We start from the raw sequence: 22,421 nt of genomic DNA, 5'->3' as shown, positions 1-22,421 counted from the left end.
TCTCCTGCATTCGCGCCAACTGTCGCTGCGGCCTAAGCAGCCTTGCTGCCGAAGCGCTTGGCGCCGCCGAAGCGCTTCCTGCGGAACGGCTTCTTTCCCGCCGGCTTTGCGCCATCGGGTTTGCCCGGCTTGCCGTTGCCCCCATTGCGAGGCGCGCCCCGGCGCTGCATGTCCCTGTTGCGATCGGGATTGCCCCTGCCCTCGCCGCCATCCTTCCTTTCGCGCGGAGCCCGGTCATTGGCCGGCTGCTGCATGCGCTGGACGCCCGGCGCGGGCTTGGGATCAGGCTCCCCGGTGTGGTCGGCGACGACCGGCAGTTTCATCCGGATGATCTTCTCGACGGACCGAAGCTTCGAAGCCTCGGTCGGATCGCACAGCGTGATGGCGATGCCGTCCGCGCCGTTGCGCCCGGTGCGGCCAATACGGTGCACGTAGCTCGACGCCTCGTCCGGCAGGTCGAAATTCACGACATGCGATATGCCCGGCACATCGATGCCGCGCGCCGCAATGTCGGTTGCCACCAGAATGCGCACGGAACCGTCGCGAAAACCCGTCAGCGCCTTCTGGCGCGCGTTCTGCGACTTGTTGCCGTGGATGACGGCCGCGTCGAACCCGTCCCGCTCCAGGTCGCGGGTGACGCGATCCGCGCCATGCTTGGTACGCGCGAAAATCATCACCGACTTCATTTCGGGATCGGCCAACATTTTCGACAGGACCTGACGCTTCTGCTTGGTGCGGGCAAGGATCACGCTTTGCTTGATCTCCGCCGCGGTCGTGCCCTGCGGCGCCACATCGACGCGCACGGGGTCACGAAGCAGGTCTTGCGCAAGGGTGGCGATTTCCTGCGGCATCGTTGCCGAAAAAAGCGCCGTCCGACGCGCCGGATGCGTTGCCTTGGCAATGCGCCTCACATCGTTGATGAAGCCCATGTCCAGCATGCGATCAGCCTCGTCGAGCACCAGCCAAGTGGTCTCGCTCAGCACCACCGCGCCTTCGCGCACGAGGTCCATCAGGCGTCCGGGTGTAGCGACAAGAATGTCGATGCCCGGCGCGATGCGGCGCACCTGCGTGCCACGCGAAACACCACCCAGCACGAGAGCGGTGGAAACATGAGCGCCTCTGGAGAGCAGCCTTATCGTTTCCTCGATCTGAACCGCGAGTTCACGCGTCGGGGCGAGGATCAGCGCCCGCGCGGTCTTTGGACGACGCTTCGTGCCGAGGCCGATGATCTTCGAAAGGATCGGCAGCGCAAAGGCTGCGGTCTTTCCCGAGCCGGTCTGCGCAATTCCAAGTATGTCCTTGCCCGCAAGCTGCGGCGGTATTGCCATTTCCTGAATAGGCTTGGGCGCGGTGAATCCCGCCGCCGTGGTTGCCTTCAGAAGCTGGCCGGAGATGCCAAGGCGCTCGAAACCGTTCGGCGCAGGCGTATTTTCTGTAGTCAATTCAATCATCTTTCGCGCGGCATTCATGCCGCTGCCATTCACGCCGCAGGGCGCGCGCCCGCCGCGTTCAAATCTTGTTCTGGAACGACACGGCGGTGGACGATTGTCCACACGGTTGCGCTGTCGTGCCCGCGAATTAGCTCGCGGGACTGTCCGCCCTGTCCTTTCGGAAGGCGGAGCGAGACGCAACGAAGTCCATTTTTGGGAAAGCCGGCAATTGCGGCCCATGCGCCTGTCTGCGGCGCATATGGATGATTTGCGCCTCTATTGCAAGCTCATTGTGCGACGCAGTAAATTGTGAACGATCCGGCTACACCGTACGGCTATATGATAAAGCCTGCGAGCGTCTCGTTATCGGTTATGTCCTGATAGGCCCATCCGGCATCGTTGAAGCGCCGTGCGAGAATATCGAAATTCCGCCTGTCCTTCGTTTCGATGCCGATCAGCACCGATCCGAAATTGCGTGCCGATTTCTTCAGATACTCAAACCTCGCGATATCGTCGTCGGGGCCGAGCAAGTCGAGGAACGCGCGCAGCGCGCCCGGACGCTGCGGAAAACGAAATACGAAATACTTCTTGAGCCCTTCGAAGCGCAGGGCGCGCTCCTTCACATCGGGCAGGCGCTCGAAGTCGAAATTGCCGCCTGACACAACGCAAACCACGGTCTTGCCCTTCAGGTCGCGGCGCGAAAAATCTTTCAACGCATCGATGGACAGCGCACCTGCAGGCTCCAGCACAACCCCCTCGACATTGAGTAGCTCGATCATGGTGGCGCAGAGGCGGTTTTCGGGAATGAGGTGCACGGCGTCGGGTGCAAATTCCTTGAGGTGCCTCAACGGTTCACGACCAATCTCCGCGACCGCCGCCCCGTCGACGAAATTGTCCACCTTCGCCAGCTTCACACGTTTATGCTCAAGCAGGCTCTGCTTGAGGCTGGGCGCGCCTTGCGGTTCGCAGAACACGAAGCGGGTCTGCGCCTCTGCATCAGCGAAATATCTGGAAATGCCTGCCGACAGTCCACCGCCGCCGACCGGCACGAACAGCATGTCCGGCGCTTTGCCGTGCGGCATCTGGCGCAGGATTTCCGCGCCGACGGTGGCCTGCCCCTCGATGATATCCTTATGGTCGAACGGCGGCACCATGTGCCCGCCGCCGCTTTCCGAATAGTCGAGCGCAGCACGGTAGCAATCGTCGAAAAAGTCGCCGACGAGCCGCACTTCGATCCACTCGCCGCCGAACAGCTTGGTCTTGTCAATCTTCTGCTGCGGCGTGGTGACCGGCATGAACACCACGCCCTTCACTCCGAAATGCCTGCAAACAAAGGCGAAACCCTGCGCGTGATTGCCGGCTGAGGCGCATACGAAGGTCGCACCCTGCTTTTCCTGTGAAAGCTCCTTACGGAAGAAGTTGAACGCGCCGCGAATCTTGTAGGAGCGAACCGGCGTCAGGTCTTCGCGCTTGAGAAGCACCCGCGCGCCGAACTTGCGCGAGAGGTAGTCATTCTCCTGTAGCGGAGTTTCTGGAAAGAGGGTGCGCACGGCAGCTTCGGCGCGCAGTACGCGTTGTGCAAAGGTCATCGAACGGGAACTCCAATCGCTCCGCGTATTGCATATTGATGTCGGTGAAGCCACTGTCCGATCCATGGAAGGGTATTTGTTGGCGTGAACAGCTTGGCCATCCGTGCGGCGGTACATGTCGCCGCAGTCTTTGCGATGTATCTGTCGGCCGCAATGCTCATTCCGGCGGCGATCGATCTCTATTTTGGCAATCGCGACTGGCAGGTCTTCGCATTTTCCGCCCTTGTGATGGGCGGCATTTCGACCGCTCTCATGCTTGCCACACGTGGCGGCAGCCCGCAGCCGAACACAAGGTTCGGCTTCTTCCTCGTCAATCTGCTTTGGCTGACACTCGCGGTCGCAGGCGCTGTTCCATTCATGATGTCATCGCTTAGCTTGAGTTTCACCGATGCTCTTTTCGAGTCCGTGTCCGGCATTACGACCACGGGCGCGACCGTCATCAGCGGGCTGGACAACGCCGCTCCCGGCATCATCATGTGGCGCTCGCTGCTCTCATTCATGGGAGGCTTGGGGGTTATCGCCCTCGGCCTTTTTCTGCTGCCTTTTCTGAATATTGGCGGTGTTTCTTATTTCAAGATCGAATCGTCCGAGATCGCAGACCGGCCATTCGCCCGCTTCCACACCTTCGCAATCAGCCTCATCGCTATCTACACGATGCTGGTGACCTGCTGCGCGATTGCCTACGCCGCCAGCGGCATGCCCGGCTTCCATGCGATCAACCATGCCATGAGCACGATAGCGACCGGCGGATTCTCCACGCACGACACGTCTTTCCTGCGCTACGCGCAGAACAGCGCCATTCTTTGGACCGGCTCGATCTTCATGTTGATCGGCGGACTGCCCTTCTCCGTGATGATCCTGTTTGCCGTACGCGGCCGCTATGACGCCGTGCGAGATCCGCAGATCCGGATCTATGTCGGCTATACGATAGCCTTCTCGCTCGTCGTGGCGATCTATCTGCGGGCGACGCGGGATATCTCGTTCTTTGATGCGCTGACCCACGCCACCTTCAACATCGTCTCGATGATCACCACCACCGGCTATTCAAGCGACGACTACCTGCTGTGGGGACCTTTCGCCGTCGCCTGCATCTATGTGTCGATGTTCCTTGGCGGCTGCTCCGGCTCCACAACCGGGGCGATCAAGGCGTATCGGTTCCTTATCCTGTTTCAGCTTCTGGGTAATGGTTTCCGCCGCTTGATTTACCCCAACACCGTGCTGCCGGTGCGCTATGGCGACCGTACCATCGATCAGGACATGCAGCGCGCGGTGGTTTTGTTCATCTCGTCGTTCTTCGTATTGCTGGCGATCTTCACCGTCCTGCTGGGCGCGACCGGACTGGATTTCCTGAGCGCCAGTTCGGGTGCGCTGGCTTCACTGACCAACGTTGGCCCGGGGCTGAGCCCGCAGATCGGTCCGATGGGCAACTATGCAGACATTCCGGACGCTGCTAAATGGATATGCTCCGCGGCGATGCTGCTTGGGCGACTTGAAATTCTCTCCGTGCTGGTGATCTTTTCACCGGTCTTCTGGCGTGCCTGACTTTCACCGGCAGAATGAGTGCTTCCAATGGACGTCATCCGAAAAATCGCATTGGTTGCCTTGTTCTTGCTCGCCGTAGGCTGCGCCAATCAGAACACGCGTGAAATTCTGACGCTTCAATCCAGGGAAGCTCGCCCGGATCAGATTGCGGCCACGCACCAGATCTTCGTCGCCACGACACGCGAAAAGTCGGTCGACGAGCTTGAATATTACGGCAGCGTGCGCGCCCCTAAGACGGATTTCGCGAAGGTCGACATGACGGTGCCGTCCGTCCACGCAGTGGGAATGATCGAACGGCGCAAGGGCAAAGTTGCAGACCCGGCGAAATTCTTCACCGCGTCCTCGATCACGGGCTATTCGGAGCCTGCCTTTGAAAATGCGGTGGGGGCCGACATCGCAAAGCACGATGGCCGTGTGCTGGTATTTGTCCATGGCTACAAGACCAGCTTCGATTCCGCCGTCTATCGCATAACCCAGATCGTCCATGATGCGGGCTATGAAGGAACGCCTGTGCTCTTCTCGTGGGCATCCGGCGGCAAGCTGGTGGACTATGTGTACGACAACAACAGCGCGACAGCCGCCCGGGATTCACTTGAAGCCACCCTGCGGATGATTTCGAAGCGCGCGAAGCGCGTGGACATCATGGCGCACTCGATGGGCAACTGGGTCACGATGGAAGCGCTGCGCCAATTGGCGATTGCCGGCGACCCGACGCTTGGCGGCAAGCTCGGTGACGTCATTCTCGCCTCGCCCGACATCGATGTCGACGTGTTCAAGGCCCAGATGCGCCGCTATGGAAAGCCCAAGAAGCCGTTTATCCTTCTGCTTTCCGGCAATGACCGCGCGCTTCAGCTTTCCGGTTTCCTGGCCGGTGAACGTCCACGTGTGGGCGACTATGCGGATGCCGCCGACCTCGCGCAATATGGCGTCGCCGTTGCGGACCTGACGGCGGTCAAGGGAGATCGGCTGGGACACACCAAGTTCGCCGCAAATCCCGTCATCATCAAGCTGATCGGCGCGGGGCTGAACAACGAAGCCAGTACGATCGACAGCGAGGAAGCAATCACAGACCGTGTGAATGAACTCGGGCGGCGCCTGGGTGGTTCGCTCGGAACTGCGGCTGAGATTGTGCTGACGACGCCGCTGGCGGCTTTGAAGGTGGTCGTCGGAAATTAGGAACCTAGCCCATGCCCGTGGCGTGCCGCAGATAGAACGCCATCACCACGAACCCGACCATGAAGGCAAGGCCGGTCCAGTCGATTTCCCGTGTACGCGCAAACCGGATCGCTTGCGCTGCCAGAAACGAAACCGCGACAATTACCAGGCCAAGGACAACGAAACGGATCATAGCCTTCCCTCACGTGCTCCATTCCCGTCGAGCCAACGTCTCACCTTAAAAATATGGTACGCCCAGACCCGGCAACAAGGGCGTTGTTACAGCGTAAAAGCAGAAATTCGGCAGCCTCAAACCTCACTTCGTCAATTCTGGACAATTTCTGCCGGTAAGTGTCAAATCCGCGCATGGAAGCATTTCACTGGATCGTCGTGCCGATCTCGACCGTGCTGGGACTATCGATTGCGCGCGTGCTTACGGGTTACGTAAACGCATTCAAGGCTCGATCCAAGATGAAGTTCGACTGGCTCCCGCTGCTCTTTGCCGGCGCGGTGCTCGGCGAGGGACTGCAATTCTGGTGGGCGCTGTTCGAACTCTCGACGGCAAGCCATTGGTCGCTCCTTGCTTTCACAATGCTGGTCGCGATGGTGATGACGCTGTTCACCGCTGCCGCCCTCATCGTTCCTTCCGATACAGATCGCGACATGCTCGTGGCATTCGAACGCGACGGCAGATGGGCGCTGATCGCGTTGGCCTGTTTCCATTTGGTGGCCATCCTGGCGAATTCCTGGCTTTGGCAGGTGCGAATGCTTACAAAAGATCAGGGCCTGCTCGCGCTATTGGCTGTTCTTTGCGTCGTGGGGGCGATGACGACGAAGCGAAGAATTCAGGAGATCGTGGCGGTCGTGTACGTGGGGATAAGCGTCCTGGACACGTTCATTGCATCCGTCGCGGCCTATTGAGGTGGGCTGGCAGGCAAATTTTGGGATTTCTGGTGCCCCCGGCCGGGTTCGAACCGACGACCCCCTGATTACAAATCAGGTGCTCTACCAACTGAGCTACAAGGGCAACGCCTGCCGCTTATCACAGGTGCATTGGCGAATTCAACGGGCGATCAGCGGCGTTCGCTCCATCAAGTCGGCGCCGGGTCCATCAGATACCAACCCTCCAATGAAAAACCCGCCGGCGAGGCCGGCGGGTTTGCCGTGACAGGTTTCGGGCGGAAGGGTCATCACGGACAAACCGGATGCTACTCCTCCCTAATAAATAGGCAATTCAGCCGTTCGGAGATGCATTACCGGATATGCATCCCGAATGACCGGATTACTTGAGGGTTCCGTCGCCACTCTTATCCGCAGCGGCAAAATCCTTCATGACCTGGGTCATGAATTCCTTCTTGTCGACAGCTCCATTGCTGTTCGCGTCAAGTGTCGAGAACTGGTCGGGCGTCAGGACCTTCGCGGTTTCGGTCGCACTGAGCGATCCGTTGCCGTTCGCGTCGAGCTTTGCAAAAGCAGCGTTCATGAAGCTTTGATACTCGGCGGCGCTGACCGCGCCGTTTTTGTCTGTGTCGACCTGATTGAGTTGTCCCTCATTCATGGTCTGGCTCTGCTGGGCGAATGCGACACCCGTGCCAAGCAGCAGCGCGGCGGCGGAAAGTACATAGGATCTCATACCAACCTCCTTCAGCGGCAAGCCAGACGATTGCCGATATAACCACCCGCGCCGATGCCGGCGCCAATGGCCAGTGTAGTGCCCGTGCCTGCGCCTATGGTGCTGCCCACAAGGCCGCCAATTATCGCGCCGCCCACCGTTCCGGCCATGCAGCCGAACTCGTGTTCCTTGGCCTGGACGTCCGGATCGGAACTCGACTGGCAGCCGGCGAGCAGCACGGCGGTCGAGAGCACAGCCAGAATTTGTCGTTTGATCATTCCGGTCTCCCAAATGGTTTTGCAATTTCACCAGCGGATCCCGTCCGCCACCCCTCAACTGGCTAAAATGCGTCCTATCACAAGTTGAACACCGTGAGACCGCCGCTTGCACGTCCATACAGGATATTTTCAACGATAAGCGCGCTTTGCAGCCACTGCCCGCCATGCTACGCCCTCGTCGAAATGAACATGGACCCCGGCAAAGCTGCATGATTGGAACCGCGCCCAAAGTTTCATTTGCATCGTCGGACGTGCCGGATGCACGCGAGGGCGCAGCGCGGCTCATTGCGCTTTACGGTCAGGCCGATCCGAAGGAGGCAGACGTCGTCGTCGCCCTCGGCGGTGACGGATTCCTGTTGCAAACGCTCCGCGAAACCATGTCGACGGGCAAGCGCGTCTATGGCATGAACCGCGGTACGGTCGGTTTCCTGATGAATCCGTTCGCCGAGGACAATCTCCTCGAGCGCATCACAGTCGCCCAACCGGAAACGATCCGACCACTGGAAATGGAGGCCGTGCAAGCGGACGGAACCATCACCAATGCACTTGCGATCAATGAGGTCGCGCTTTGGAGGCAGTCCTACCAGACGGCAAAGATCCGCATCACGGTCGATGGCAAGGTGCGGCTCGAAGAGTTGAACTGCGATGGTGTGATGGTAGCGACGCCCGCAGGCTCGACCGCCTACAACCTTTCCGCGCAAGGGCCGATCCTGCCGCTCGACGCGCCGCTGCTTGCGCTGACTCCTGTCAGCCCCTTTCGACCCCGGCGCTGGCGTGGCGCGCTGCTGCCCGATCTCGCGCATGTGCGCTTCGACATACTGGAGTCTGAAAAGCGCCCCGTGAACGCCGCCGCCGATCACACGGAGGTCAAAGGTGTGACCACGGTCAGCGTTCGGGAATCACGCGTCCACACCGCCACCCTGCTGTTCGATCCCGACCATTCCTGGAATGAACGAATACTGTCCGAGCAGTTCCGCTACTGATGAACCAAGCAGATCATCACACTTATGCGTGACATTCTTAGTCACTTCGGCTGAAACCGCGGCACATTACATCAGGTTTAGTTGACAAATCGCGGGCGTGCGCCTACGTCGCGCCGAGAAGTTGGACGCCAAGCGTCTCCGGCGGCAATGCCGCGTTACCGCCAGTAAGGGCGCAACAACACTTGTCAGTAGATACAGAGTCCTCGTTGGACGTGACCACCGAAACGCAACCGCAAGCACAGCCCGTCTCTTTCGCGGATCTCGGCCTCTCTCCCAAGGTCCTTTCCGCGGTTACCGACAGCGGCTACGTCAACCCGACACCAATTCAGGCCGGTGCGATTCCGCACGCCTTGCAAGGCAAGGATGTGCTCGGCATCGCGCAGACCGGCACGGGCAAGACCGCTTCATTCGTCCTGCCCATGCTCACGCGCCTTGAAAAGGGGCGCGCTCGCGCACGCATGCCGCGCACGCTCATTCTCGAACCGACGCGCGAACTCGCGGCGCAGGTCGAGGAGAACTTCACGAAATACGGCAAGAACCATCGCCTGACCGTCGCCCTGCTTATCGGCGGTGTCTCCTTCGACGACCAGGAGAAGAAGCTTGAGCGCGGCGCCGATGTGCTGATTGCCACGCCGGGTCGGCTGCTGGACCATTTCGAGCGCGGCAAGCTGTTGCTAACCGGGGTCGAAATCCTTGTCATCGACGAGGCCGATCGCATGCTCGACATGGGATTCATTCCCGACATCGAGCGCATCTGCAAACTGATACCCTTCACGCGGCAGACATTGTTCTTTTCGGCCACCATGCCGCCGGAAATCACGAAGCTGACAGAGCAGTTCCTGCACGCTCCCGTTCGCATCGAGGTCGCGAAAGCATCCTCGACCGCCTCCACTGTCACCCAGCGGCTGGTCAAATCCGGCTCGAAGCCATGGGACAAGCGCGCCGTGCTGCGCGATCTCATCCAGTCGGAAGGCGATGGGATCAAGAACGCCATCATCTTCTGCAACCGCAAGGTGGACGTGTCCGAGCTTTTCCGCTCGCTGGTCAAATATGATTTCAATGCCGGGGCACTGCACGGCGACATGGATCAGCGCGCACGCATGACCATGCTGTCGAACTTCCGCGACGGCAAGCTGAAGCTGCTCGTCGCATCGGATGTCGCCGCGCGCGGTCTGGACATTCCCGACGTCAGCCACGTGTTCAATTTCGACGTGCCGATCCACTCGGAGGACTACGTGCACCGCATTGGCCGCACGGGCCGTGCGGGCCGCGCGGGCAAGTCCTTCACCATCGTCACGCGGTCCGACATGCGTTATGTCGACGCCATCGAAAAGCTGATCGGCAAAACGGTCGAATGGCATGACGGTGACCTGTCGACGCTGGCACCTTCCACGGATTCGGATGACGAAAGGCCACGGGGCCGCGGCGGGAAGCCGGAGCGGCGCACGCGCGGCAAGGACGCGCGCGGCAAGTCTGCCCCGCGGGTGAAGGCGGAGGAAGCGGAGGCGCCCGAGGCCGCCCCGGAGCGCCGGGTGCGCAAGGACGCGATCCGCCAAGACAATGCGGAACGCAAGATCCAGCCCGAACAGCGCGACCGGCCGGTTCGCGAGCCACGCCGTCACCGCGAAGATGACGAGGAAGTCAACACGACGGTGGGATTTGGCGAAGACACGCCTGCCTTCATGATGGTGTCGGCGAAAGTCTAGCCCATCGTTTCCAGCGCTTGCCTGAACCTGTCGGAAATGGGTTTCGGCCTGCGCGTGGTTCGATCCACATAAACGTGCACGAAGAACCCTTGGGCGGCGGCGTCCTCCTCGTCGTTGCGAAACAACCCCACCTCATAGCGCACTGAACTGGTGCCGATCCGCCCGACGCGGATTCCCGCCGCAACGACATCGGGAAACGCCATTTCCGCGAAATAGCGGCAGCCGGTTTCAACGACCAGTCCGATATGGTCGCTTTGCGCCAGATCGAGCACGCCCTGCTCGACGAGCCAGCCATTTATGGCCGTATCGAACAGGGAATAGTGAACGACATTGTTCATATGGCCGTAGACGTCGTTGTCCATCCAACGTGTGGTTATGGTCCGAAACGTCCTGTATTCGCTGCGTTTCGTCCGTCCGTCGCCGATGCTCATCTTCGCCCTCGCCTCACCGAATCCCAATTAAGGGTCGCATTCCTGAAAAGAATAGCCAATAAAAGCGCCTCGATTCACCGAGGGACACCACATGCCGTCATCGTCGATCGACAATGCCTTGACCGCGCGCAGCCTGACAGGCGCCGCTTCGGACCCGACCTATGCGGGCATTCTTTCCTTCATGCGCCGGAAATACACGAAGAACCTCAAGGGAGCAGACGTTGTCGTTTGGGGTGTCCCGTTCGATGCAGCCGTGACCAATCGCCCCGGCGCGCGCTTCGGGCCTCAGGCGATCCGCCGCGCCTCGGCGATTTTCGACAATGATCCGCAGTATCCGTTCCATCGCGACCTTTTCGAAAGGATGGCCGTGGTCGACTACGGCGATTGCCTGCTCGACAATGGCAACCACCAGAAGTCTCCGGCAATCATCGAACGCGAGGCGAGCAGGATCCTGAAAAGCGGCGCGTTCCTGCTGACGCTGGGCGGCGACCATTTCGTAACCTGGCCCATTCTCAAGGCGCATGCGGCAATCTACGGACCGCTCGCCCTCGTGCAATTCGACGCGCATCAGGACACCTGGTTCGACGACGGCAAGCGGATCGACCACGGCAGTTTCGTCGCGCGCGCGGTCCGCGAAGGCGTCGTGGACCCCGACCGTTCCATCCAGATCGGCATTCGCACCCATGCGCCTGAGGACTGCGGCATCAAGATCATCTACGGCAACGAGGTCGAAGAGATGCGGGCGGCGGACATCGCCTACGCGATTGCCGACCGCACGGGGGGGCGCAAGTGCTACGTCACTTTTGACATCGACTGCCTTGACCCCGCCTTTGCGCCGGGAACGGGCACTCCGGTCGCGGGGGGGCCCTCCTCCGCCAAGATCCTGTCGGTCTTGCGCCAGCTCACCCATCTCGACATTGTCGGCGCGGACGTGGTCGAGGTTGCACCGGCCTATGACCATGCCGATATTACGGCAATCGCGGCTTCGTCCGTCGCCATGCATTATCTCGGCTTGCTGGCGGAGCGGCGCGCGCGTTTCGACGATGGCGGCAATGGCGCTGGACTGCACGAGGCAGGCGGCATATGAGTGCCGGCCTTCAGGAGTGAAATCGACATGAAACCTAAGGTCTTTATCGACGGCGAACACGGCACGACCGGATTGCAGATCCGTTCGAGGCTGGCGCGCCGCGATGATCTTGCGCTTCTGTCGATCCCGGAGGCGGAGCGCCGCAACCTCGACGTTCGCGCGGCGATGCTTTCGGAGGCCGATATCGCCATCCTCTGCCTGCCCGACGACGCGTCCCGCGAGGCCGTCGCCATGCTGGAAGGCAGGAACTCCACCCGCATCATCGACACCTCCACGGCCCATCGGGTCCACCCGGACTGGACATATGGCTTTGCCGAGATGGAGACCGCTCAGCGCGACCGCATAGCGGGCGCACGGCTGGTAGCCAACCCCGGATGCTATCCGACCGGCGCGATCTCCCTGGTCCGCCCGCTGGTGACTGCCGGGATCCTGCCCGCCGACTATCCGGTCACGATCAACGCCGTCTCCGGCTACACCGGAGGGGGCAAGCAGATGATCGCGCAGATGGAAGATCCGGCGAACCCGGATCACATCGCCGCGCCCTATTTCGTTTACGGGCTGCCGCTCACGCACAAGCATGTCGCGGAGATGAAGACGCATGGCCTGCTTGACCGCCGCCCGATCTTTTCACCCTCGGTGGGCCGCTTTCCGCAGGGCATGATCGTGCAGCTTCCGCTCTATCTAGGCGATTTGAACGGCACGCCTTCCCTTGCCGACCTGCACGCTGCGCTTGAGCGGCACTATGCGGGGCAATCGATTGTCGAGGTCGTATCGCTGGCCGAAAGCGCGAAAATCACGCGGCTCGACCCGACGGAACTCGCGGATACGGACCGCATGAAGCTCTTTGTGTTCGGCACTGAGGGGAATGGGCAGGCAAACCTGATTGCCCTTTTGGACAATCTCGGCAAGGGCGCGTCAGGCGCAGCCGTCCAGAACATGGACCTTATGCTAGGACGCAGCCACTAGGCGCGGCAGCGGATAGCTGCCCTTCGTCGCGCGCCAGTGCGCGGCGGCATAGCCCAGCACGATCAGAGCCAGCGCCTGATGTGTCAGGGCGACGTGCAGATGCACCTGCGTCAGGAGCGTCACGATCCCGACGATTGCCTGCAAAAGCACGAGGTGAAACAGGATCAGCGCGCGCCGCGCGTGCGGCGTTCCCGGCTCCCGCTTTCGCACCGCAATCATGTGCCAGAGAGCGAGAGCGAAAACGGTATAGGCGCCGAGGCGGTGCACGAACTGCACCAGTTTCGGGTTCTCGAAGAAATTTCGCCATGCCGGTTCAAGGACGAACATATCTCCCGGCACGACACGGCCATCCATCAACGGCCAGGTGTTGTAGCTCAATCCGGCATCGAGCCCCGCGACCAGCCCGCCGAGATAAATCTGCACGAGCACCGCGACCATCAGGATGCCCGCGAAATTCTGGATGTAACGGCTTGCGGCCTTGCCTTGCGACGGCAGCAGGCCCCTTGCAACCACCATTGTTGAGGCAAAGATCACGGCGGCAATGGTGAGGTGAGTGGCCAGCCTGTACTGGCTTACATCCGTACGCTCCACCAGCCCGGACGCGACCATCCACCAGCCGACCGCGCCCTGAAACGCGCCAAGCGCAAGAATCCCGAGCAGCTTCGGCATCAACTGGCGTTCCACCCGGCCCGCGAGCCAGAACAAGAGCAAGGGCACGCCAAAAATGACTCCAACGCTGCGCGCAAGAAGCCTGTGCGCCCACTCCCACCAGAAAATCTGTTTGAAAGCAGCAAGATCCATGCCTTTGTTGATCTGCTGATACTCCGGAATCTGCTGGTATTTTGCAAATTCCTCCTGCCATTCCGCGTCGTTCAGCGGCGGAATGACGCCATGGATCGGCTTCCACTCGGTAATGGAAAGCCCCGAATCCGTCAGCCGCGTCGCACCTCCGACGAGGACCAGTGCGAACAGCGCCAGCAGGACAACATAGAGCCAGATGCGCAGCAAGGCTCGGTTGCGTTGTATTGTGTCAGTGGCCTGTTTGCTGGGCGAAAGGACGGCGGTTGTGCTCATGGGCTGTGTTGGTGAACCATCGCGCCATGCGTTGCAAGGGCGAGCGGCGACGCGCGACATGCGGTCGCGTCGCTGTTGCAGCGACCCTTCGGAAAGGCTATCCGGTTTGCCATGCCCATTCGCCTGAAAAAGCTGATCGGAACCGTGCTGCTTGTCGCGCTGGTTGTTGTCTATTCGCTGCTCGCAACAGCCATTGCCGTCGCGCGCCTCGGCGATTCAGGGCCGATTGTGCACTTCCTTTTTTTCCTCGTGTCGGGCCTTTTGTGGATATTACCGGCTATGCTGCTCATCAAATGGATGATGATTTCGCCGAAGGGATAAAATTCCCTCCAGCCGGTTTTTTTGCATTTTAACGTTCACTGAAACCCTCGGGAATTATTTCAGGAATAGGTTTGCGCCGCACCACAGGACGGGCGGGGCACGGCGGACTATGATGCAATGGCGGATATTGCTTTTCGAGAAGACGCACTGAGCCAGCCCAGGATTATGCGGCGTCACACGCATAAACTGGCGGGCTCGCGCTGGGAATTCAGGATCGACGACGACCTCGCGGCCTATGAGCGGGCGAGCATGCAGGCGATTTTCGCGCCGGCGCAAAGCCCCGAATGGGTTCAGGCATGGGCGAATGCAGGCGCGGACATTCTGGTGGCCCGCATCCATTCGACCGACGGCGCCTGCCTGCTCGGACTTGCGCTTGAAGTCGTTCGCACAGGCTCCCTCACTGTCGCCCGTTTTGCAGGCCATCGCCACGCAAACGGCAACTTTCCGCTTTGCTCCTACGGTTCAATCGACCGCATCGAGCCTGAATTGCTGGACGTGCTTTTCAAGGCCATCGCCGCCGAGCGCCCGGACATCGACCTTGTCAGTCTGGATCGCATGAGCCGGTCGCGTGCCGGCAAGCCCAATCCGCTTGTCACGATGCCGCACCGGCAAAGCGCCAACATCGCGCTTGCTGCCGATTTGACGGGCGGCTTCGACGGCCTCATTGCCCGAACGGGCGGAAGCAGCAGGTACAAGAAGTACCGTCGCCAGATCAAGAAATTCAGCGAGGCCGGTGAGATCCGGATGATAACCGCCACAACACCCGTCGAGATCGACCGGCTTTGGTCGGAATTTCTGGACATGAAGGCGCAGCGCTTCGCCGCGCAGGGCATCGACGATCCATTCGCCCCGCATCATGTTCGCGCTGCCTTCCGCAACCTCTTCGCCGATGCATTGAATGGCCAGGTTCGGCTGTTCACCCTGGAAGGGCTGGAGATTGGCGGCAAATTGCGTGCCGTCTCGGGGCACAGCCATGACGGCGAGCGGCTGGTCTGTGAGTTCTGCTCCTTTGCGAATGACGAACTCAGCTCCTACAGCCCCGGCTCCTACCTGTTCTTCGAAATCATCCGCAAAGCCGCGATGGACGGATATCGCCTGTATGATTTCAGCGTCGGGGACGAACCGTACAAGCGGCAGTGGTGCGACATCGAAATCGAGCATTTCGACGTAACTGTGCCGCTGACGCTCAAGGGCCGTGTCGCCGCCGCCGGATTGCGCGCGGGCTCTTCGGCAAAGCGTTGGCTGAAATCACAGCCCCAGGTCTGGGAGCAGGCCAAGCGGTTGCGCCGCATGATACGGGGCACCGAGGTTCAACAGGCCTGATTGTTTTGCCCGCTACGCGGCGTCGAGGCCCGGCATGGGTGGCGGCGGCGCAATGTGCCCGACCGGCGTGACCAGCGTCACATCCCTGTAGCCCTGCACCTCAAGAGCTTCGGTCGCACTGGTCACCGCACTGTCGTGCACGTCGATCGCGCTTACGAACAGTTCGCAGCCTGCGCCCGCCAGCCTGCGGATCGATTCCGCGCGCACCGGACCGCATTCGACAATCACGATTGAATAGGCCGTATCGAGCGCATCCAGCACCATCGGCAGCCGGTCTATTCCCTGCATGGCGCGCTCCGGCTCCGACGTGCCCGACGGAATGACATGGGCGTCGGAATAAAGATCGACATGGATCACATCGGTGAATTGCGCCGCGCCCGCCAGCAGGTCGGTTATCCCCGGCAAGGGGCGACCGTCGAGCATCGGCTTTCCGGCGACGCTGTTCGTCGTCAGATCGATCAGCAGCACCCGAAGCCCGGCGTCCGCGATCTCGCGCGCCACCATCACCGAAGAAGCAGCAGCTTCATCGCCCTCAGGTGAAATGAAAAGCGCCCTGCCCGAGCCGCGCTCGATGAGATGGCGAGCCACGCCCGCAATCCCCATCTCACGGTCTTTCGACTTGTCAGCGAGAACGGGCGTCGGTGGCACAAGCTTTTCCTGCGCAACCGGCAGAACAAGCGGCGCGGCGGGCTTCGCCGCTTCCAGCGTCTCAATTTCATTCACAGGCTCAAGCCGCGCGCCGCCGGCCGGAACCATTGCCCTGCCCGAAAACAATTCACCCAGAAGCGTCAGGATGGACATGACCAGCAACCCTGCCCCGAACGCCGCGCCGATAATCGGCAGCTTGCGCGGATAGTAGGGTTCGGCAGGCTCGGTCGCCCGCGAAAAGATGCGCGCATCCGCAGGCACATAGTTGCGATCCTGCCGGGAGGAGGCTTCTCGATAGCGCGTCATATAGGATTGAAGCAGGTCGCGCTGCGCCGCCGCCTCCCGTTCCAGCGCACGCAGGTCCACTTCCTGCTCGCCCGCCCGTCCCGACTCGGCCTTCAGGCGATTTAGATCGGCCACCAATTGCTGCTCGCGCGCGCGCTCCGTCTCGACCGTGTTGGTCAATCCCTTCAGCACATTTCCCGCCTCAGCGCGGATCTGGCGTTCCAGATTGGCCAATTGCGCGTTAAGCGCCCGGATGCGCGGATGATTCGGCAGCAGCGTGATTGAAAGATCGGCAATCTGGGCGCGCGTCTGCGCCAGCCGCTCGCGCAGGCTCTGGATCAGCGGCGAGGCCACCACTTCCGGCAGTGCATCCAATGTCGATCCGCTGTCCAGCGCCTTGCGCACGCTGTCAAGATTTGCCTCCGCAGTCGCGCGATTGGCGCGCACCCGCGACAATTCACTCGACAGTTCCGAAAGCTGCTGCGTCGAAAGCACGGTGTTGTTCTCCCCGACGATCAATCCGTGCCGTGCGCGATATTCTGCAACCTTTGCTTCCGCTTCCTTGACCCGCTGCGTCAGGTCCGCGATTTCCGGCGCCAGCCAATCGGTCGCGCTCACATTCGAATCGCGCTTTACCGCCTGGCTACCAGCGACGAATTCGTCCGCCAACGCATTCGGCACCGCGGCGGCCAGCCGGGGGGTGTTCGAGGTGAACTCGATGACGATTACGCGTGATTTTTCAACGCGGTAGACGCTCAAATTCTCACGCAGCTTCCGCATGACCCGTTCATCGACGGGCATCTGCGCGGGATCACTCACCAACCCGGCCAGAACGAGAAGCTGCGTCAGCCTGTTCGGATCGTCCGCGCCGAACTCCGGTTCCGAAGCAAGATCGAGCTTTTCAGCGACGCGCCGCAAATTGTCGGTCGAAAGGATCACCTCGACCTGGCTTGTAACACCCTCCTCGTCGAGCAATGGCTGCTCGTTCGACCCGGAAGCCTCCGGTCGCGTAAAGACGGACTCACGCGATTCGATGAGCAGCCGTGTTTCCGCCCGATATTGAGGCGTTGCGGTCCACACGAACAGGAACGCCGCCGCCGCGAACAGCAGCGACCCCAACAGGATGCGAAGCCAATGCCGTCCGATGCTGGCGAAGAGCCTGCCCAGATCGATATCGGTACTATCCGCGCTGTTCTGAAACCCTGGCATTACGCCCACCCGCGAGACTCGGCATAAGTATGGTGAACATTCATGGTAAGTTGAGGGTTAACACGCCATTAAAGAACCGTTAGGAAATCGCGCTCTTCGGGCTTATCGCGAAAGATTTTTTTACGCACCATTAACCCTAACAGTTAGATAAGACTCATGGCGCTGCACCTGCTGCTAGGGGTCCGTTCCGTTGAGAAAGTTGCATATCGCATTGTCCTGCCTGCTGCTGGGCGCGGCGTTCGCCGCAGGCTGCTCCGGCTATCGGCCAGCCCCGTCGGCGTTTCATGCCTCGCTGGACAAGCCCTATGTGCTAGGCGCGGGCGACCGCGTGCGTGTGACCGTTTTCGAGCAGGCGAGCCTGACCAACAGCTATGCGGTGGACCAGTCCGGCTATATCTCCTTCCCGCTCGTCGGTGCGGTGCCGGCGCGCGGCCAGACCACCAAGCAGGTTGAAAAGGTTCTCGCCGAAAAGCTGCGCAACGGCTACCTGCGCGACCCCGATGTTTCAGTCGAGGTCGACCAGTACCGCCCGATATTCGTGATGGGTGAAGTCGGCGCTGCCGGGCAATACGCCTATGTTCCGGGGCTGACGGTTCAAAAGGCAATCGCCACGGCGGGCGGCTTCTCCTCGCGTGCCAGCCAGGCCGATGTGGATGTGACGCGCGACATCAACGGCAAGGTGATGACCGGGCGGGTTCCGATCAGCGATCCCCTCCTTCCGGGCGACACGATCTACGTTCGCGAACGCCTGTTCTGATGCAGCCGGAAACGCGGCTTCGCATCGTTCACTGCTTCCGGGCCCCGGTCGGCGGCGTTTTCCGTCATGTTCGCGACCTTGCGGAGGAGCAGACGGCCAGCGGCCATGCGGTGGGGTTCGTGTGCGACTCCACGACCGGCGGCGACTATGAGGCGAAGCTTTTCGCCGAAGTCGAGCCTCGCCTGGCGCTTGGCGTCACCCGCATCCCGATGCAGCGGCAGATCGGCCTTGGCGACCTCGGCGCCGCCTTGAGGACGCACCGGGTGCTAAAGGCGCTAGCGCCGGATGTGCTGCACGGGCATGGCGCGAAAGGCGGCCTCTATGCGCGCCTGTTTGGAACCGCGCTGAGGCGGTCGAAGCCGGTCGGGCGATATTACTCGCCGCATGGCGGCAGCCTCCACTTTGACGAGCGGTCCCTCAAGGGCAAATCCTTCTTCGCGGTCGAGCGCTGGCTCGAACGCATGACGGACGGCCTTTTCTTTGTCTGCGACTATGAGCGCGCCGCCTATGTCAGGAAGGTCGGTCCGGTAAGAACAGCAAGCTGCATCGCGTATAATGGCTTGCGTGACGAGGAGTTCATCCCCGTCGAGCCCGTACGGGAAGCCAGCGACCTCCTCTTCATCGGCACGCTTCGCCAGTTGAAAGGCCCCGACCTCTTCATCGAGGCAATCGCCTCGGCGCAGCGCTCGCTCGAGCGAAAGCTCACCGCCGTGATTGTCGGCGACGGCGAGTGGGAGGCTACCTGCAAGGCGCTCGTCGAGGCGCGGGGCCTCGGCGGCCAGATCGAGTTTCGTCCCGCAATGCCTGCGCGCGCCGCATTCGCGCTTGCGCGCACTGTGGTCATTCCCTCCCGCGCCGAATCCTTCCCCTACATCGTGCTGGAGGCGCTGGCCGCAGGCAGGCCGGTCATCGCAACGAAGGTCGGCGGTATTCCTGAAATCATGGGCGCGGACTGCCCTGCCCTTGTAGACCCCGACTCGGACAGCCTTTCACAACGTCTGGTGGCGTTCGCAAACGACCCGGACCTGCTTGCAAATGCGATGCCGGACGAAGCGGAGTTGAAGCAGCGCTTCAGCCTCGGCAGCATGGCCCGAACGATCATGACGGCATACACCCAAAAGCGGTAAGCCGGCTCCATATAATACTATATAATGTCCACCCTCTCCCAATACTGAACTTGTCGCTATAGGTGCAATGCCGCATGGTGCAACAACCTTGCATTGTGCGGAATTGCATTGAAATGAGAATGAGCGGCGCGGTCGGACTCGCCCTTGTGGCGAAGGAACCGGCAACTGAAACAGTCCTGAACCCCGTCGCGAAACAGGTCGCGCAACTTTACCGACGAGACAAGTTCTCGCCGGTGATGCTGGGCGGAATCATGCAGCTTGCGGAAACCGCGCTGCTCGCCGTGATGGGTTTTCTCCTCTACGTCGCCTATGTCGGCCACGAACCGGCGCTGGTCTGGAACTATCTCGGCGTATCGACTGCGGCGGCGGTGTTCGCCGTGCTGATGCTGGATTTCGCGGAAGCCTACGAGGTTCCGACGCTGCTGAGTTCAAGACGGGCATTGCGCCCCGTGCTGATTGTCTGGAGCGCCACCTTCGCGCTCATGGCGACGGCGGCCTTCTTCACACGCATGTCGAACGAATTCTCGCGGGTCTGGTATGTGTCGTGGTTCTTCCTCGGCTTCGTCGCCATCATCGCAGTCCGCTATGTCGTGGCGCGTCTTGCGCGGCGTTGGGTCCGCAACGGGCGCATGGAACGTCGAGCGATCATCGTGGGCGGCGGCAAGCGCGCCGAGGGCCTGATCCGCGCGCTGGAACAGCAGCCGGCCAACGATATCCGCATTTGCGGAATCTTCGACGACCGGGACGACAAGCGCTCGCCCTCGCTCGTGGCGGGTCATCCCAAGCTTGGCACGATTTCCGAATTGATCGAGTTCGGGCGCATCGCGCGCATCGACATGCTGATCGTGTCGCTGCCACTCACGGCCGAGAATCGCGTGAAATCGCTGCTCAAGGACCTCTGGGTATTGCCGGTCGACATCCGGCTTTCCGCTCACGCCAGCGACCTCAGTTTCCGTCCGCGCACCTATTCCTACATCGGAAACGTGCCGATGCTCGACGTGTACGACCGACCCATCAGCAACTGGGATTCGGTCGCCAAGCGCTGCTTCGACATCGCCTTCGGCCTGCTCGCGCTGGTGCTGGTTGCGCCGGTCATGCTGGTGACGGCGCTCGCCATCAAGCTCGACAGCAAGGGGCCGGTATTCTTTCGCCAGAAGCGGCACGGATTCAATAACGAGATTATCGACGTCTACAAGTTCCGCTCGATGTATACCGACCGGCTGGACCCAAGCGGGCGCAACGCGGTTCGGCGGCAGGACCCGCGCGTCACGCGTGTCGGGCGCATCATCCGCAAGACCTCGATCGATGAATTGCCGCAGCTTTTCAACGTCCTGCGGGGAAATCTTTCACTTGTCGGGCCGCGTCCGCACGTCATGTCAGCCGTCGCCCGCGACATGCTCTATCACGAAGTCGTTGAAGGTTATTTCGCGCGCCATCGCGTGAAGCCGGGCGTCACGGGCTGGGCGCAGATCAATGGCTGGCGTGGCGAAACGGACACGGTGGACAAGATCCGCCAGCGCACTGAGCACGACCTCTATTATATCGAGAACTGGTCGATCTGGTTCGACCTGAAAATCCTGCTGCTGACGCCCTTCAGCCTGTTCAATACGGAGAACGCGTATTGACCGCCGGTGTTTCGACGCAGGCGCATCATGGAAAACTGATCGCGCTCGCAGCCGCCGCCTCGATCTTTCTCGGGGTGGGGCTGTCGGGCTTCGTGCTCGACGAACCTGCGCCCTATGAAATCTACATGGCAACCCTTATGGCCGTCTGGTTTGCATTCGGGCTGGCCATTTCGCGGACGGTTGCGGTGCTGCTCTGTTTCGTCACGGTATTCAATATCGGCGGCGCGCTCGCGATCCTCCAAATGGCGCATCCCGACGACGCGCCCCTCTACATCGCCGTTTCGCTGTTTCTCGGCCTGACATCCGTCTTTTTCGCCGCAGCCATCGAGCGGCAGCCCAATCTCTACGCCACCGTCTTTCAGGCATGGATCACGGCAGCTCTGCTGACTGCCTTCCTCGCCATCGTCGGCTATTTCGGCCTGCTTCCCGGCGGCGAGATTTTCACGCGTTACGGGCGCGCCAGCGGCGCATTCCAGGACCCGAACGTCTTCGGCCCGTTTCTCGTGGCACCCGCGACATTGCTGCTCTACCGGCTCTACACCGCGCCGATGACGCGGTTCGTCGTCTACTTTCCAATGTTCCTCGTGCTGCTCGCTGGAATATTCCTGTCCTTCTCGCGAGGCGCGTGGGGCCTTTTCCTTCTCTCCGCGCTGCTGCTGACGATCATCATGCTTGGACAGCGCACGCGCGGCGCGACAAAGCTGCGCATCGCAATTCTCTGCATACTCGCGGTGGCGGGAGCAGCGCTCGCCCTGCTCGCCATCCTTCAACTCCCCGGCGTCGGCGAATTGTTCAGCGCGCGTGCACATTTGGCGCAGGACTACGACTCCGGGCGTTTTGGACGCTTCGGCCGCTACAGCTTCGGCTTCGATATGGCGATGCAGAATCCATTCGGCATCGGCCCGCTCGTGTTCGGCAAGGTGCTTGGCGAGGACACGCACAACATCTGGCTCAAGGCGCTGCTTGACTATGGCTGGATCGGCTTTGCGAGCTATGTGATGCTGATTGTGCTGACCCTTGCGGGCGGCGCGACGCTTCTTTTCCGCCAGCGGCCATGGCAACCCTATTTCATATGCGCCTATGTGACTCTCTTCGGACACGTGCTTCTGGGCACCATCATCGACACCGACCACTGGCGACATTTCTACGTGCTGGTCGGCCTTGTCTGGGCTGCAATGGCCATCGAAGCGAAGGACATCCGTCGCACGGCGATCGCCCATCTCGCCTCAAGGTCAAGCTTGGCTGGTCGATAATCGCGCCTGCCGACCGATCC

Annotated in this window: 21 protein-coding genes and 1 tRNA gene; 13 read left to right on the top strand and 9 right to left on the bottom strand. The window is 61.1% G+C overall.

The annotated features are described in order from the left end of the window. Window positions 1-32: 32 nt before the first annotated feature. The gene (locus M9924_15405) at window positions 33-1,451 is read right to left on the bottom strand and encodes a DEAD/DEAH box helicase (protein MCO5065783.1); all 1,419 of its coding nucleotides are present in this window, start codon (window positions 1,449-1,451) and stop codon (window positions 33-35) included. Window positions 1,452-1,765: 314 nt separating this feature from the next. Next, a complete protein-coding gene (gene ilvA / locus M9924_15400; protein MCO5065782.1) occupies window positions 1,766-3,019 on the bottom strand; it encodes a threonine ammonia-lyase IlvA in 1,254 nt (417 codons plus the stop codon). A gap of 84 nt (window positions 3,020-3,103) precedes the next feature. On the opposite strand from ilvA, the gene M9924_15395 reads away from it, so the two are divergent. Then, on the top strand, window positions 3,104-4,561 hold the full coding sequence (locus M9924_15395; GenBank protein MCO5065781.1) for a TrkH family potassium uptake protein: 1,458 nt from the start codon (window positions 3,104-3,106) through the stop codon (window positions 4,559-4,561). A gap of 27 nt (window positions 4,562-4,588) precedes the next feature. Next, entirely contained in the window at window positions 4,589-5,737 is a 1,149-nt protein-coding gene (locus M9924_15390; protein MCO5065780.1) for an alpha/beta hydrolase, read from the top strand. Between the two features lie 4 nt (window positions 5,738-5,741). Here the strand turns inward: M9924_15390 and M9924_15385 are convergent, their stop codons facing one another. Beyond that, a complete protein-coding gene (locus M9924_15385; GenBank protein ID MCO5065779.1) occupies window positions 5,742-5,909 on the bottom strand; it encodes a hypothetical protein in 168 nt (55 codons plus the stop codon). Between the two features lie 173 nt (window positions 5,910-6,082). Here M9924_15385 and M9924_15380 point away from each other — a divergent pair, with 173 nt between their 5' ends. Further along, on the top strand, window positions 6,083-6,637 hold the full coding sequence (locus M9924_15380; protein ID MCO5065778.1) for a hypothetical protein: 555 nt from the start codon (window positions 6,083-6,085) through the stop codon (window positions 6,635-6,637). A gap of 30 nt (window positions 6,638-6,667) precedes the next feature. On the opposite strand, the gene M9924_15375 is transcribed toward M9924_15380, so the two are convergent. The 3 genes from M9924_15375 to M9924_15365 all read right to left on the bottom strand — a co-directional run bounded on the left by M9924_15375 (window position 6,668) and on the right by M9924_15365 (window position 7,588). After that, a tRNA-Thr gene (locus M9924_15375) sits at window positions 6,668-6,743 on the bottom strand. A 255-nt stretch (window positions 6,744-6,998) separates the two neighbouring features. Next, the gene (locus tag M9924_15370; protein ID MCO5065777.1) at window positions 6,999-7,349 is read right to left on the bottom strand and encodes an EF-hand domain-containing protein; all 351 of its coding nucleotides are present in this window, start codon (window positions 7,347-7,349) and stop codon (window positions 6,999-7,001) included. An 11-nt stretch (window positions 7,350-7,360) separates the two neighbouring features. Next, a complete protein-coding gene (locus M9924_15365; protein MCO5065776.1) occupies window positions 7,361-7,588 on the bottom strand; it encodes a hypothetical protein in 228 nt (75 codons plus the stop codon). A gap of 227 nt (window positions 7,589-7,815) precedes the next feature. On the opposite strand from M9924_15365, the gene M9924_15360 reads away from it, so the two are divergent. Together M9924_15360 and M9924_15355 are read left to right on the top strand one after the other, a co-directional pair. After that, entirely contained in the window at window positions 7,816-8,589 is a 774-nt protein-coding gene (locus M9924_15360; protein MCO5065775.1) for an NAD kinase, read from the top strand. 212 nt (window positions 8,590-8,801) lie between these two features. Then, window positions 8,802-10,295 (top strand): DEAD/DEAH box helicase, encoded by a 1,494-nt coding sequence (locus M9924_15355; GenBank protein MCO5065774.1) that lies wholly within the window; start codon window positions 8,802-8,804, stop codon window positions 10,293-10,295. Here M9924_15355 and M9924_15350 read toward each other — a convergent pair. Continuing rightward, entirely contained in the window at window positions 10,292-10,726 is a 435-nt protein-coding gene (locus M9924_15350; protein ID MCO5065773.1) for an acyl-CoA thioesterase, read from the bottom strand. The two genes, M9924_15355 and M9924_15350, sit on opposite strands and share 4 nt — an antisense overlap. A gap of 91 nt (window positions 10,727-10,817) precedes the next feature. Here M9924_15350 and speB point away from each other — a divergent pair, with 91 nt between their 5' ends. Beyond that, a complete protein-coding gene (gene speB, locus M9924_15345; protein ID MCO5065772.1) occupies window positions 10,818-11,813 on the top strand; it encodes an agmatinase in 996 nt (331 codons plus the stop codon). 27 nt (window positions 11,814-11,840) lie between these two features. Next, complete coding sequence (gene argC / locus M9924_15340) at window positions 11,841-12,779, top strand: N-acetyl-gamma-glutamyl-phosphate reductase (protein MCO5065771.1); 939 nt, start codon at window positions 11,841-11,843, stop codon at window positions 12,777-12,779. Here the strand turns inward: argC and M9924_15335 are convergent. After that, window positions 12,762-13,853, bottom strand: a complete 1,092-nt coding sequence (locus tag M9924_15335; protein ID MCO5065770.1) for a COX15/CtaA family protein — start codon at window positions 13,851-13,853, stop codon at window positions 12,762-12,764. The two genes, argC and M9924_15335, sit on opposite strands and share 18 nt — an antisense overlap. Window positions 13,854-13,964: 111 nt before the next feature. On the opposite strand from M9924_15335, the gene M9924_15330 reads away from it, so the two are divergent. Together M9924_15330 and M9924_15325 are read left to right on the top strand one after the other, a co-directional pair. Next, entirely contained in the window at window positions 13,965-14,174 is a 210-nt protein-coding gene (locus tag M9924_15330; protein ID MCO5065769.1) for a DUF2842 domain-containing protein, read from the top strand. 117 nt (window positions 14,175-14,291) lie between these two features. After that, complete coding sequence (locus M9924_15325) at window positions 14,292-15,497, top strand: GNAT family N-acetyltransferase (protein ID MCO5065768.1); 1,206 nt, start codon at window positions 14,292-14,294, stop codon at window positions 15,495-15,497. Window positions 15,498-15,509: 12 nt separating this feature from the next. On the opposite strand, the gene M9924_15320 is transcribed toward M9924_15325, so the two are convergent. Then, window positions 15,510-17,639: a Wzz/FepE/Etk N-terminal domain-containing protein gene (locus tag M9924_15320; protein MCO5065767.1), complete on the bottom strand. Its 2,130-nt coding sequence runs from the start codon at window positions 17,637-17,639 to the stop codon at window positions 15,510-15,512. A 190-nt stretch (window positions 17,640-17,829) separates the two neighbouring features. Here M9924_15320 and M9924_15315 point away from each other — a divergent pair, with 190 nt between their 5' ends. The 4 genes from M9924_15315 (at window position 17,830) to M9924_15300 (ending at window position 22,401) form a co-directional block, all read left to right on the top strand. Next, window positions 17,830-18,396: a polysaccharide export protein gene (locus tag M9924_15315; GenBank protein ID MCO5065766.1), complete on the top strand. Its 567-nt coding sequence runs from the start codon at window positions 17,830-17,832 to the stop codon at window positions 18,394-18,396. Next, on the top strand, window positions 18,396-19,523 hold the full coding sequence (locus M9924_15310; GenBank protein MCO5065765.1) for a glycosyltransferase family 4 protein: 1,128 nt from the start codon (window positions 18,396-18,398) through the stop codon (window positions 19,521-19,523). The genes M9924_15315 and M9924_15310 overlap by 1 nt, the downstream gene beginning before the upstream one ends. 119 nt (window positions 19,524-19,642) lie before the next feature. Beyond that, window positions 19,643-21,148, top strand: a complete 1,506-nt coding sequence (locus tag M9924_15305; protein MCO5065764.1) for an undecaprenyl-phosphate glucose phosphotransferase — start codon at window positions 19,643-19,645, stop codon at window positions 21,146-21,148. Next, window positions 21,145-22,401 carry an O-antigen ligase family protein gene (locus M9924_15300; GenBank protein MCO5065763.1) on the top strand — a complete coding sequence of 419 codons (1,257 nt, stop codon included), beginning with the start codon at window positions 21,145-21,147 and terminating at the stop codon, window positions 22,399-22,401. The genes M9924_15305 and M9924_15300 overlap by 4 nt, the downstream gene beginning before the upstream one ends. Window positions 22,402-22,421: the final 20 nt, after the last annotated feature.

The organism is Rhizobiaceae bacterium (assembly GCA_023953835.1).
In the GTDB taxonomy this organism is placed as follows: domain Bacteria; phylum Pseudomonadota; class Alphaproteobacteria; order Rhizobiales; family Rhizobiaceae; genus Mesorhizobium_G.
Note: the sequence above shows the minus strand (reverse complement) of the source record. Positions and strands in the feature narration are given on the sequence as shown.